The organism is Agrococcus sp. DT81.2 (assembly GCF_049844935.1).
Taxonomy (GTDB): Bacteria; Actinomycetota; Actinomycetes; order Actinomycetales; family Microbacteriaceae; genus Agrococcus.
Window position 1 is genome coordinate 204,824 of sequence record NZ_JBNCLZ010000003.1, and the last position, 12,321, is coordinate 217,144.

The following is a 12,321-nucleotide window of genomic DNA, read 5'->3' on the forward strand; positions in this document are numbered from 1 at the left end:
GTGGGCACCCCGCAAGCGCATCCTGGGTTCAGTGGTGCGAGCGGTGGAAGTGGTGCCGGAGCACCCAGAGCGTCACCCGCTTGCTGATGTCGGCGCCGTCCTCCAGGGAGAAGCGGAAGTGGATGCCGCCCCAGACGCGGGCGCTCCTGACCTCGTCCGTCAGCTCAGAGGGGTATTCGAACGTACGATCGCCGAGCCCGGTGAGGCTGGGGACCGTGAAGTCGATGCGCGACGTGTGCAGGAATCTCGCGATCACCCACCCGCCGGCGGGAGTGATGCACGAGTGAGCACTCGGATACTCGGGGTGGTTCGGCGTGGCCGGGAGGAGCGGCGACCACGACGGATCGCCCACCGTCCTGCGGTTGCCGTCGGTGTCGCCGGCTCGGATGGCCGTGATCGGACGCCAGAACGCGTAATCGTACTTGGCGTCGAAGCAGGCCATCAGCGCGTCCGCATAGGTCACCGAGATCATCGCCATGAAGCGAGCCGCACCCACGACGTCGAGCTCCCGCTCGACCACGAAGTTGCGGAACGACCCGCGCGCCTGCTGGACGGGTGCTTCCGCCCAGAACCTGGCCGCGAGGGTCTGCGCGTCGGTTCTCGTCGTGCTGGTGCTCGAGCCGATGTCCTTGACCTCGTTGTAGTCGCGGGCCCACCTCCGGCTGCGGAGGTCGGGTGGGCCGTCCGGTCGGAACTGGTCGGCCGAGTGGAGCGCGAACGGCTCCATGTCTCCGAGGTACACGCCGAACGGTGGCGTCGGCGCGGTCGGCAGGAAGACACCGGGCACGGGCGGGTTCGGGGGCGTGTAGGTCGCCGGAGCCCGGAAGCGGTCGTCCGCGCGCAAGGCGATGAGCTGGCTCGCCACGTCGGCACCGATCGCCACGCCGTCGCTCTCGGCCTTGCCGTCCGGGATCGCTGCCAGGGCCGCGACGTATGCCGGCTCGACGATCGACGCGGACTGGGCGGGCAGGTAGTGGTTGAGGACGCCGCGGGCAGCCGCCGCGACCGCCGCCTCGGCCGAGGCTCCGTCGGGCGCATCCTCATCCACGAGGAACGGCTCGTACCCGCCCTCGACTGCCATCACCGAGTCGTAGACAGCGATCGCCACATAGGCGAAGATCGTGTGTCCTTCGGCCGGCGAGAGGGCGGCGGCCGTGAACGCCTGCGTGCCGACGGCATCCCAGTTCGCGACTGATGCATCCGGTGGGCCCGTCTCGCCGTGGCCCCGGTGTGCGGTGGCAGAATCCGCCGGCCCCATCACCGCCATGGTCACGAGCACGGGTGCGATCAGCCAGGCTGTCCACGAAGTCTTGGATCTCATGTCATCTCCTGCATCGTCGGGCTGAGGCCCGTTGGTGCTCACCGTTCTGCCACTCGGCGATATCAGCGCGGTATCAGGAAGGTCGCGCGGCGGACGGACAGCGACTGAGGCGCGCAGTGGCCGCTGCAGCCACGGATCGTCCCAGGTCCGTGACCGTCGGACGGCAGCCCATCCACGGTTGGAGCCGACCGTCGTACACCTCCTTGCCGGCGTGCCGGCGCAGTCGTCCCCGCCGCCGTGCTGGCGGTCGAGGTGGTCGCCGCGGCGGGGGAGCAGGCGTGCGTGGACCAGTCCGCGAACGACGCCACTCGGTGTGATCAGCCATCCCGGTCGATGGCGCCTAGCGCGAGCTGGCGCATCGGGCGCCCGGCCGCCGCGAGCTTCCAGTCGAGTAACCGTACACTGAGGCAATGGTCGACCAGACAACGACGAAGAGGCCGATCGCCGATCAGATGTACGACGTGCTGCTGCAGCAGTTCATGTCTGGTGCACGCGGCCCGGGCGAGAGCCTGAACATCGGTGCGCTCTCCCGCGAGCTGGATGTCAGCCAGACGCCCCTCCGCGAGGCGCTGGCGCGGCTGGAGCACACCGGCCTGGTCGAGCGCGAGGCGCTGCGGGGGTATCGGGTCGCGCCGATGATGACCCGCATCGAGGTCGAGCAGCTTGAGCAAGCCCGCCTGCTGCTGGAGCCGAAGCTGGCCGAGCAGGCGGCGCACCGACGAACCGACGAGTTCCTCGCGGCGCTGCGGGCCACGGTCGACGAGTTCCACCAGTCCGCGGAGCTCGCGGACGTCGAGACCGACGGGTTCAACCTCTATTGGCGGTCCGACGACCGATTCCACACCTTGATCGCCGCGCAGGCCGGCAATCGATTCCTCGAGATGGCATATGGGGCGCTCGGCGGTCAGATCCAGCGCTTCCGGCTCTTCTCCAAGTTCGGCCGCACGGGCGCGCGGCATGCCGCACCGGAGCACGAGGCCATCTTCGATGCCATCGCCGACGGCGACGGCGCCGCCGCCGCTGAGGCCATGCGAGCCCACGTGGTCGGCGCCACGGTTCGTCTCCTGGGGAACTGATCGCTCAGGCCACTTGCTGTAGGCGATCGATTCCTATACTATAGTCAATAGTATTAGAGGGAGCGATGATGCACCGAACACGAGTAGGCCTGGCGGGGCCATCATGACGACGTACGTCGCGCACGCCTTGGTCGAGGGGTTCCCGGGGAAGTCGGGCTCACACGGTGCCTTCGGATGGAGCAGTTTGTGGCTGCTCGATGATGGGACGCGTCGGGTGCTCGTCGATGCTGGCCAGCCCGCGTACATCCCGTTGATCCACGAGGGCCTCGCCCGGCTCGGGCTCGAGGCGGCGGACGTCACGGATGTCGTGCTCACGCATCTGCACTGGGACCACGTGGCGAACTTCACGATGTTCGCGAATGCCACGACATGGGTCGGAGAAGCCGAGCTCGCCTGGGCGGCCGACCAACCCGCGGGAACGAAGTTCATCCCTGACCTGCATGTGCAGGAGCTGGTGCGTCGCAAGGAAGGCGTCGAGCGGATGGCGCCCGAGCAGGAGATCCTGCCGGGGATTCACACGATCGCCAGCCCCGGGCACACACCGCACCACCTCGCGTTCTTCACCGAAGCCTCGGGGTCGAGCATGCTCTTCGCCGGCGACGCGGTGAAGAACGTCTTCGAGCTCGCCACGTCGCGGGTCGACTCGACGATGGACGAAGCGCAGAGCGTGTCGACGATCGATCGGCTGCGCTCGCTCCTCGTCGATACCTCGGGTGTGCTGCTGCCCGGTCACGATGTCGGCTTGACCATCGTGGGTGGCGAAGTGCGACGGGTGCGTCCGCAGCGCGCGGACATCGGATACTTCGCCGACGGCGGCGGCGAGCAGGACCGAAGCATCGGCTGATGCCGCTGCCGACGAAGGGATGGACATGACGACAGTGCTCTACACCGGCGGAACCGGTCGGATGGGACGGGTGATCCGGGAGGGCCTCCAGGGTCGCTACGACCGCGTGGTGCTCTACGCGAGAAGTACCCCCGACGAGCCGCTGCACGAGTCGGAGGAGGTCGTGGTCGGCGAGCTCGCAGACCTCGACAGCCTCGTGGAGGCGGCGTCTGGAGTGGATGTCATCGTCCATCTCGCCGGGATCGCCGACGAGGCGACGTACGAGCAGATCCGCGACTCCAACATCGACGGGACTTACAGCGTCTACGAGGCGGCACGCCGAGCGGGGGTGCGCAGAGTCGTGTACGCGAGCTCCAATCACATCGTCGGATTCCACCCAGCCGATGAGGTCCTCGACGAGACGGCGCCGCTCCGGCCCGATAGCTACTACGGCGTCTCCAAGGCGTTCGGAGAAGCGCTGGCCAGCCTGTACCACGACAAGTGGGGCGTGGAGTCGGTGCTGCTCCGGATCGGCACGTTTAGGCCGGCACCGGAGGACCGGCGCCAGCTCGCGCTCTGGCTCAGCTGGCCCGACGGCGTCGAGCTGCTGCGGTGCTCGATCGAGAGCGGTCCGGTCGGGTGCCAGGTCGTGTACGGCGTCTCCGCCAACTCTGAGCGTTGGTGGAACGGAGAGGCGGGCTGGACCGCGATCGGATTCGTGCCTAAGGACGATGCCGCAGCCCACGCGGAGGGTGTCGACCACGACGCCCCCGCCCCCACGCACCACGGCGGCGGCTTCACCGCAGCCAACTATGAGGGAGGGATCTGGTGAGCACCACCGAAGCATCGGTCGACGTCCTGATCACGACCGCGTTCCTGCTCCCGGGGGATGATGTGGACCAGGCTCTGCGAGCCGCCGGACTGCGCGTCCGTCACGAGCCGGATCTCGACGCCATCGCCGACAGCGAGCGGGCGAAACTGCTGTCGGGGGCCCGAGCGATCATCGCGGGCACGAAGCCGCTGACCGCTCAGGACATCGCGCACGCCGGGCGGCTCGAGATCATCGTGCGGACAGGGGTCGGATACGACAGCGTCGACGTCGGTGCTGCCAGCGCGCGCGGCATCCCCGTCTGCATCACGGCCGGTGCGAATCGTCAGGCCGTAGCCGAGCACGTGTTCACGCTGATGCTGGCCGTCGCGCGTCGTGTGCCGGAGAATGTCAGCAGTCTCGCTGCCGGCCGCTGGCAGCAGCTGACCGGGCGCGAGCTCCGGGGCTCGACGCTCGGGATCCTCGGCCTCGGCTCCATCGGCAAGGCGGTCGCCACGATCGCCGCGGGCTTCGGCATGCGCGTCGTCGCGTACGACCCGTACTTCGACGAGGAGTTCGCCGCCGCCAACGGTGTGGTGCGCGCCGAGCTCGACCACGTCCTGGCGCAGTCGGACTTCGTCACACTGCACCTGTTCCTCGATGACTCGACGCGCAACCTGATCGACGCCGAGCGGCTGCGGCTGATGAAGAGCGACGCGATCGTGGTGAACACCGCCCGCGGCGGCATCGTCGACGAGGATGCGTTGGTCGACGCTGTACGCAGCGGTGTGATCGGAGGCGCGGCGCTAGACGTGTTCGCGGTCGAACCGCTGCCCCAGGACAGCCCGCTCCTGCACACGCCTGGCATCCTCACCACCACGCACGTGGCCGGTGCGACCCGGGAGGCGCGCGGGGAGTCCGGGCGCATGGCTGCGGCAAACGTCATCTCCGTGCTCGGGGGCGGTGCGCCTCAGTTCGTCGTGAACCCGGAGCACCGCAAGGTCCCCGCATGATCCTCGAGACGACGGCGGGGGAGGTCCGGCTGGCGGCGAACCTCAAGTGGATGTACACCGAGCTGCCCTTCGAGCAGCGGTTCGAAGCCGCTGCTGAGTCCGGGTTCACCGGTGTCGAGTTCGCGTCACCCTACGAGCTGCCAGCAGCGCGCATCCGAGCGCTGCTCGATGAATCGGGACTCTCGCAGGTCCTGATCAACACCCCTGCCGGCGCCAAGGACTCGAGGACCTCCATGGGTGCGGCATGCGTTCCCGGTGCGCGAGAGGAGTTCCGCGCGGGCGTGGCTGCCGCACTGGACTACGCGGCCGTCCTCGGGACGCCGGTCGTCCACGTCATGGCCGGACTCCGCCCCGACGAGGTGGAGCCCGACCTCGCATTCGCGACCTACGTGGCGAACATCGGCTGGGCGGCAGAGCAGGCGCAGGCGAGCGGCGTGCGGATCGTGCTCGAGGCGATCAACAAGCGAGACCAGCCGCGCTACGGACTGGCCTCCATGGAGACAGCCGCGGCTGTCGCCGAGGCTGTCGGGCCCGCGACCGTCGGTGTGCTCTTCGACGTCTACCACGCGCAGGTCGATCGTGGGAACGTGATCGAGCGCTTCGAGCGCCTCCTGCCGCGCGTCGGGCACATCCAGATCGCGGACAATCCCGGTCGCGGAGAGCCAGGCACCGGCGAGATCGCGTTCGACCGGGTGCTTGCGCGCATCGCCGCGAGTACGTACACCGGCTGGATCGGATGCGAGTACGGGCCGATCGCCGGAACGGCGGACGGATTGCGCTGGACCGAGAGGATCACGGCATGAACCCCACGAAGATCGCGCTCATCAGCGCCACACCGCTCGCGATCGCTCCGGCCGCATCGGCGATCGACGCCGCCTTCCCGGACAGCACGGTCTGGAACCTGCTGGACGATCGGCTGCTCGCCGACGCGCAGGCCGAGGGTGGGATCACCGAGCCGCTGGCGGCGCGGATGGACCAGCTGATCGCGGCGGCGCTCGCCGGCGGAGCGGACGGCGTGCTGCTGACCTGCTCCCAGTACGGCGCGCGCGCTCAGCTGCGGGACCCCGAGACGGACGGGGTGGCCGTCCTGTCGGCCGATGGGCCGCTGTTCGACGAGGCGGTGGCGCTGCGGCCCTCGCGCGTGCTGCTCGTGGCATCGCTCGAGTCCGCCGCGGCGGACAGCGGCGATCGGCTCGCAGCGGCGTTCGCCGAGGCCAGTGCGAGCGCACGGATCTCCCCGCTCGTGGTGCCGTCGGCTGCGAAGCCCCTCGCCGCGGACGCCCTCACCGAGCAGCTCGTGACCGCGGTCACGTCGGTCGAGGAGCCGTACGACCTGATCGTGCTGGCGCAGTACTCGCTCGCGCCTGCGGCGGCCGCCCTGGCGGCGCGGTTCGGCGTTCCGGTCCTCGACGGGCCGAGCGCCGCAGCGCGCCGGCTCGCGGCCGAGATCGGCAGGGCGCGCGGATGATCGGCGTGATCGCTGACGACGTCACCGGCGCGACCGACGTCGCCGCGGCGCTCCGCCGCGCAGGGCTGCGGACGCTGCTGTCGCTGACCGTCGACATCGGCGAGCGCGTGACCGACGCCGACGCCGTCGTGATCGGGCTGAAGACGAGATCGGCTGCCATGCCCGACGCCGTCTCGCAGAGCCTGGCGGCGCTCGCGGCCTTGCGGCGGGCGGGAGCGGACACCTACTACCTGAAGTACTGCTCGACCTTCGACTCGACGGCCGAGGGCAACATCGGTCCCGTGACGGAAGCGCTCGCCGCCGAGCTCGGCGTGCGCCTGGTCGTCACGACCCCCGGTGCGCCCATGCACGGCCGCACCGTGTACCGCGGCCACCTGTTCGTCGGTGACGACCTGCTCCACGAGACCCACATGCGGGAGCATCCGATCACCCCGATGCTGGACTCCTCCGTCCCGAGGCTGCTCGCTCCGCAGGTGCGCGGAGAGGTCGGCATGCTGCCCCTCGAGACGGTGCGCGATGGAGCGCCTGCCGTCCGCTCCGGCATGGCCGCCGCCGAGAGCGCCGGCGTCGCGCACCTCGTGATCGACGCGGTCTCCGAGCAGGACCTCGCGACGGTCGCCGAAGCCGTCGAGGATGCGGTGCTGCTGGCTGGCTCCGCGGGCCTCATCGGAGCCATCGCGCTCCGCGGCTCCGGATCCGGTACCGCACCGCAGCATCCGCCGAAGGGTCGGACTGCGATCATCGCCGGGAGCTGCTCGCGACGCACGCTCGAGCAGATCGCGCGATTCCACGACAGCGGGCAGCCGAGTCATCGGCTCGTGGCCCAGCCGGGGGAGCGCGCGACCGATCTCGTCGCGACCGCACTCGCGTGGTGGGACGGCCAGCCCGACGGAGCCTCTGCACTCGTGTACTCGTCGAGCGCCGCGGAGCAGCGCGACGCCCGCATCCCTGACGCGGGAGCGCTGTACGAGGAAGCCGCGGCACGCATCGCGGTGGGACTCGTCGAGCGGGGCGTGCGCCGCATGGTCATCGCCGGTGGCGAGACGTCGGGCGCCGTCGTGGATGCACTCGGCGTGCGGACCGCGGTCGTGGGTGGTGAAGCCGCCGTCGGCGCTCCGTGGATCCATGAACCCGCGCTCGACCTCCACCTCGTCCTCAAGTCGGGCAACTTCGGCACCCCGGACCTGTTCGTCGATGTCGCCGAGAGCGGAGCGGTGTCATGACGGCCGAGGACGTGCGGCGGCAGGTGGAGCGAGTCGGACGCTCGATCCACCGACGCGGACTCACGCACGGCCGCACCGGGAACCTAGCGGTGCGCGACGGCGCGCACATCCTCGTGACCCCGACGGGCGTGAGCCTGGAACACGTCGCCGCCGACGAGCTGTCGGTGCTCGACGCCGACGGGCGCCACCTGGACGGCCCGCGACCGACGAAGGAGGCGTTCCTCCACATCGCGGTGCTGCGGATGCGGACCGACGCGAACGCCGTCGTCCACACGCACTCCCTGCATTCCGCCGCGCTCTCGTGCCTCGCGGGATTGGATCCCGAGCGGCCGCTGCCCCCACTGACCGCCTACTACGGCATGCGCGTCGGTGCGATGCGGCTGCTGCCCTACTTCGCGCCGGGGGATCCGGCGGCGACGGCCGCGGTCGAGGAGGCGGCTCGCTCGAGCCACGCCCTCCTGCTGCGCAACCACGGCCCGGTCGTGGCGGGCGCGGACCTCGACTCGGCGCTCGACGCGCTCGAGGAGCTCGAGCACACCGCGCAGATCTACTTCATCACCCGAGACCACCGGACGGCGCCGCTCACCGATGACCAGGTGGCCGCCTTCCTCACGCCCACCGACCACGGAAGCAGTACCCCGACATGATCACGCTCTACAGCGGCCTCGTCGTCAAGCAGCCGCTCATCGAATCGCTCATCCCCGAGTTCGAGGCCGCGACCGGGACGAGCGTCGAGCCGACCTTCGCGCCGACCTCCGTCATCCTCGAGCGGATCGACGCGGGCGAGCGCCCAGACATGGTGCTGGGCGTGGCCGCGTCGGTCCACGGCCTCGCCGACGCGGGGATCCTCGACGACGGCGCGGTGTCCGAGATCGCGGTCTCGGCGGTGGGCTTCGCGCGACTCCCAGGCACCGCGGAACCCATCGACGGGTCCGCTGAGGCGTTCCTCGACTACCTGCTGGCGGCGAGGGCCGTCGCGTACTCGCTGTCCGGCGCGAGCGGGCTGCACTTCGCCGAGATGCTGCGGAGCCGCGCGCTGCTCGACCGCGTCGACGAGCGCGCGATCCGATTCCCCGAGGGCCTCACCGCCGAAGCCCTGATCGACGGCCGCGCCGAGGTCGCGATCCAGCAGGTGAGCGAGCTGCGGTCGGTCGGGGGTCCACACATCGTCGAGCCGATCCCGCACGCGCTGCAGTCGTACGCGCGGTTCGCGATCGGCGTCAGGCCCGCGGCTCCGGAGGCGGCGAACGCGTTCGCGGCCTTCATGTCGGGTCGAAGCGCACGGACCGCCTTCGAGGCCGTCGGCCTCAGCGCGCCGGCAGCGCAAGCAGGCACACCGCGAATGGAAGGATGAAGAGGATGCGAAAAGTGATCGTGGACACCGACACCGGTGTGGATGACGCATTGGCGCTGATGATCCTGGCGGCCGATCCCGAGGTCGAGATCCTCGCAGTGGTGAGCGTGTTCGGCAACTGCCACGGCGATCGCGCCGCGGACAATGCGCGCTTCGTGCTCGACACGTGCGGTCGGCAGGACGTGCCCGTCTACCGCGGCGCGGACGAGCCGCTCGAGCAGGAGCTGCAGCTCTCCTCGGGCGTGCATGGGGACGACGGGTTCGGGAACACCGGGCTCCGACCCGAGGTCTCGGTCCCCGAGGAGCCCAACGGCGTCCCCATCATCGTGGATCTCGTCAACGCGCACGAGGGCGAGATCGACTACCTCGCGCTCGGCCCGCAGACGAACCTCGCGCTCGCGCTGCGATCGGACCCGCAGCTGCTGCAGAAGCTCCGGTCCACGACGATCGTGGGCACGCTCGGTCCCGCGCTCTGGAACGACACCGAACCGTGGGCCGATCGCCGGTTCAAGGTCTCGCGCGATCCGAACGTCTCCTTCGACATCGACGCCGCCGAGGCCGTGGCAGGCCACGAGGGCGATGTGACGTGGTGCGGTCCTTACGTCACCCGCCAGGCGCTCGTCCCCGAGGCATTCTTCATCGACATCGCGGAGTCGACCGGTGCCGCGCCGGCACAGCTCATCACGGCGATCAGCCGCGACTACGCCGGGTTCTACTCGCGGTCGTACGGGCGACCCGCCGATGCCCGCGTGATGGGCATCAACGACAGCCTCGCTGTGGCGACGCTCCTGCGCCCCGAGCTCGTGGCCGCTTCGGTCCGCCGCCCGCTGCAGACATTCGAGGACGACGCGACCGGTGCCAGGTTCCTCGCCGGCGTCCACCCTCGTCCGAACGAGACGCGCCCGCAGCATCGAGTCATCGTCGACATGGACTTCTACGGCGTCATGGACCTGATCGACGCCACGCTGCGGCGACCGCTGCCGTGGCGCTGATTCCCGCTATCGCTTCCAAAATCGTATAGCGCTCGCTATAGTATTTAGATCCGACCCTCCTCCCGAGGAGAGACGAGCAGAGCAAAGGAGCTCCGAATGTCCAAGATCGACGACTTGGCACCCGCGACCCCGGCCGGGGCCGCGACTGTGAAGGAGCGGAGCCACTCCAGGCTGCTCTTCGCCCTCAGCGCCGGTCACGCGCTGGAGTGGTACGACTGGGCGATGTTCGGGCTGCTGTCCGTCTACATCGGCCAGGCGTTCTTCCCGGGCGCCGACCCGGTCGCGTCCACGCTGAACTCGCTCGCGGTCTTCGCGGTCGGCTTCGTCGCGCGGCCGATCGGCGGCGTGCTGCTCGGCTTCGTCGCCGACCGGGTCGGCCGCAAGCCGGTCATGATCGGGGCGGTCGGCGTGATGGCGGCGGGCAGCCTCGTGATCGGCGTGCTCCCGACGCACGAGACCATCGGGATCTGGGCGGGCATCATCGTGCTCCTCATGCGCATCCTGCAGGGCTTCTCCGCAGGAATCGAGGGGTCGCTCGGCGCCGCGTACGGGGTGGAGCTCGTGCCCAGCCGGCCCGGCTTCGTCGCCGGCTTTATGGCGATCTTCAACAACCTCGGCAACATGCTGGCGCCCCTGACGGCGTTCATCACGACCGCTCTGATCGGCGCGGAGGGGATGGCGGACTACGGCTGGCGCATCCCGTTCATTATCGGGGGACTGCTCGGCTTCATCGTGCTCTGGCTCCGCCGTGCGCTGCCTGAGTCTCTGCCGGCATCCCGGCGCGGAGGCGCTGCTCAGGGCGCGAGCACCGAGAACCAGGGGGTCTGGCAGGGTGTGCGCAAGTACTGGCTCAGCATCCTCGCGGTCATCTTCATCGTGGGAGCCATCCAGGCGTACAACTACACCTGGCTCGCGGGTCTGCCGTCGCTCGCGACGGGCACGTACAGCGAAGACCCCACCGGCGTGTTCGGCGTGGCGACGTCGGTCGGCGTCGTGCTGACGCTCGGCGCGTGGGTGCTCAGCCGAGTGCTCGACAAGTGGGACCTCTCGCGCTGGTTCGTCATCGGCCGACTGCTGACGATCCCTTCGATCTTCCTCGTACTGCTGTACTCGGGCAACGGCGTCGGAGCCCTCGCCACGGTGATGCTCGGTGGCTCGCTGATCCTGCTGCTCAACATGACGATCTTCAGCACCGTCGCCAACCTGATGGTGCCGCAGTACTGCCGCGGCACCGCGGTCGGGCTCGGCTACGGCATCGGCGTCGCCGTGTTCGGCGGGACGGCGTCCTACCTGTTCGTGTTCCTCCAGAGCAACGGCCTGCCTTGGGCGTTCCCGACCTACGTCGCCACGCTGTGCGCGATCAGCGTCGTGCTCTACCTGCTCGCCAAGCGTCAGAACGGCGTTTTCAAGGGCGACAAGTAGCGACGAAGCGACGACGATGCCGGCCCGCGCTCGCGGGCCGGCATCGTCGTCTTGCGAGCGGGTCGTGACCGGTTGTCGCCCTCAGGCGGTGCGGACGCTCCCGCTGACCGGCTCTTCGATCGCGAGCGCGTCGACGAGCGTGCGGTGACGGGCTCGCTCGATGTGGTCGCTCATGAGCTCGGCCGCGAGCTCCGCGTCGCCCCGCTGGATGGCTCGGAGGATCGCCCGGTGCTCCTGCGCGGCCTCGACCGCGTGCGTGCGACCCGCTCGACCGCTCAATCGGAACCGCTGCAGCTGGCTTCCCAGGGCAGTGAACGCGCGATGTGTGAAGGGGTTGCCGGACTGCAGGCTGATGAGCGTGTGGAACGCGTCATCCGCCACCCAGCTCTCCTTGAGCGACTCGGGATCCGCGACCTCGCCCGCACGCTCCATCGTGGCGATGGTCTCGGCCAGCCGGTCCAGGAACTCGTGCGACGCATGAGCCACCGCCGCGGCGGCGAGCGCAGGCTCCAGCACCTGACGCGCATCCATCTGCTCGGAGACCTGCTCGGGCGTCAGTAGCGGCGACACCTCATAGCCGCGCACGGCATGCCGCCGCACGAACCCCGTCGGCTCCAGGCGAGCGAGCGCCTCGCGGATCGGCGTCGGTGAGAGACCGAGCTCGCGGGAGAGCCCGCCGATGTTCAGCCGATCGCCGGGGGAGAGCTCCCCGCCGATCATCCGGAGGAGGAGCGCCTCGTAGGCCCGGTCCGACAACGGGACGCGGGTGGATCGCCGTCGCGACGGCGGCACGCGGCTCTCGGGCACTCGGACTCTCCTCG

The 12,321-nt window shown here is 69.8% G+C and carries 13 protein-coding genes; 11 read left to right on the forward strand and 2 right to left on the reverse strand.

Annotated features, from left to right (window positions below; genetic code table 11):
• Positions 1-28: 28 nt before the first annotated feature.
• A complete protein-coding gene (locus tag ACLQ21_RS07380) occupies positions 29-1,321 on the reverse strand; it encodes a vanadium-dependent haloperoxidase (RefSeq protein WP_425662606.1) in 1,293 nt (430 codons plus the stop codon).
• A 452-nt stretch (positions 1,322-1,773) separates the two neighbouring features.
• Between ACLQ21_RS07380 and ACLQ21_RS07385 the strand changes: the two genes are divergently transcribed.
• From ACLQ21_RS07385 to ACLQ21_RS07435, 11 genes are all read left to right on the forward strand, one after another.
• Positions 1,774-2,397, forward strand: a complete 624-nt coding sequence (locus ACLQ21_RS07385; RefSeq protein WP_425662607.1) for a GntR family transcriptional regulator — start codon at positions 1,774-1,776, stop codon at positions 2,395-2,397.
• 103 nt (positions 2,398-2,500) lie between these two features.
• Positions 2,501-3,241, forward strand: a complete 741-nt coding sequence (locus tag ACLQ21_RS07390) for an MBL fold metallo-hydrolase (RefSeq protein WP_425662608.1) — start codon at positions 2,501-2,503, stop codon at positions 3,239-3,241.
• A gap of 25 nt (positions 3,242-3,266) precedes the next feature.
• Positions 3,267-4,052, forward strand: a complete 786-nt coding sequence (locus ACLQ21_RS07395; protein ID WP_425662609.1) for an NAD-dependent epimerase/dehydratase family protein — start codon at positions 3,267-3,269, stop codon at positions 4,050-4,052.
• Complete coding sequence (locus ACLQ21_RS07400) at positions 4,049-5,041, forward strand: phosphoglycerate dehydrogenase (RefSeq protein WP_425662610.1); 993 nt, start codon at positions 4,049-4,051, stop codon at positions 5,039-5,041. Before ACLQ21_RS07395 ends, ACLQ21_RS07400 begins: the two co-directional genes overlap by 4 nt.
• Entirely contained in the window at positions 5,038-5,844 is an 807-nt protein-coding gene (locus ACLQ21_RS07405; protein ID WP_425662611.1) for a hydroxypyruvate isomerase family protein, read from the forward strand. The genes ACLQ21_RS07400 and ACLQ21_RS07405 overlap by 4 nt, the downstream gene beginning before the upstream one ends.
• Positions 5,841-6,509 (forward strand): hypothetical protein, encoded by a 669-nt coding sequence (locus ACLQ21_RS07410; protein WP_425662612.1) that lies wholly within the window; start codon positions 5,841-5,843, stop codon positions 6,507-6,509. Before ACLQ21_RS07405 ends, ACLQ21_RS07410 begins: the two co-directional genes overlap by 4 nt.
• Positions 6,510-6,514: 5 nt before the next feature.
• Positions 6,515-7,732 (forward strand): 3-oxo-tetronate kinase, encoded by a 1,218-nt coding sequence (gene otnK / locus ACLQ21_RS07415; protein WP_425662613.1) that lies wholly within the window; start codon positions 6,515-6,517, stop codon positions 7,730-7,732.
• A complete protein-coding gene (locus tag ACLQ21_RS07420) occupies positions 7,729-8,379 on the forward strand; it encodes a class II aldolase/adducin family protein (protein ID WP_425662614.1) in 651 nt (216 codons plus the stop codon). Before otnK ends, ACLQ21_RS07420 begins: the two co-directional genes overlap by 4 nt.
• On the forward strand, positions 8,376-9,086 hold the full coding sequence (locus tag ACLQ21_RS07425; protein WP_425662615.1) for a substrate-binding domain-containing protein: 711 nt from the start codon (positions 8,376-8,378) through the stop codon (positions 9,084-9,086). Before ACLQ21_RS07420 ends, ACLQ21_RS07425 begins: the two co-directional genes overlap by 4 nt.
• A 5-nt stretch (positions 9,087-9,091) precedes the next feature.
• Positions 9,092-10,078 (forward strand): nucleoside hydrolase, encoded by a 987-nt coding sequence (locus tag ACLQ21_RS07430; RefSeq protein ID WP_425662616.1) that lies wholly within the window; start codon positions 9,092-9,094, stop codon positions 10,076-10,078.
• Positions 10,079-10,174: 96 nt separating this feature from the next.
• A complete protein-coding gene (locus ACLQ21_RS07435) occupies positions 10,175-11,500 on the forward strand; it encodes an MFS transporter (RefSeq protein ID WP_425662617.1) in 1,326 nt (441 codons plus the stop codon).
• A gap of 81 nt (positions 11,501-11,581) precedes the next feature.
• On the opposite strand, the gene ACLQ21_RS07440 is transcribed toward ACLQ21_RS07435, so the two are convergent.
• Complete coding sequence (locus ACLQ21_RS07440; protein WP_425662618.1) at positions 11,582-12,307, reverse strand: GntR family transcriptional regulator; 726 nt, start codon at positions 12,305-12,307, stop codon at positions 11,582-11,584.
• Positions 12,308-12,321 lie beyond the last annotated feature (14 nt).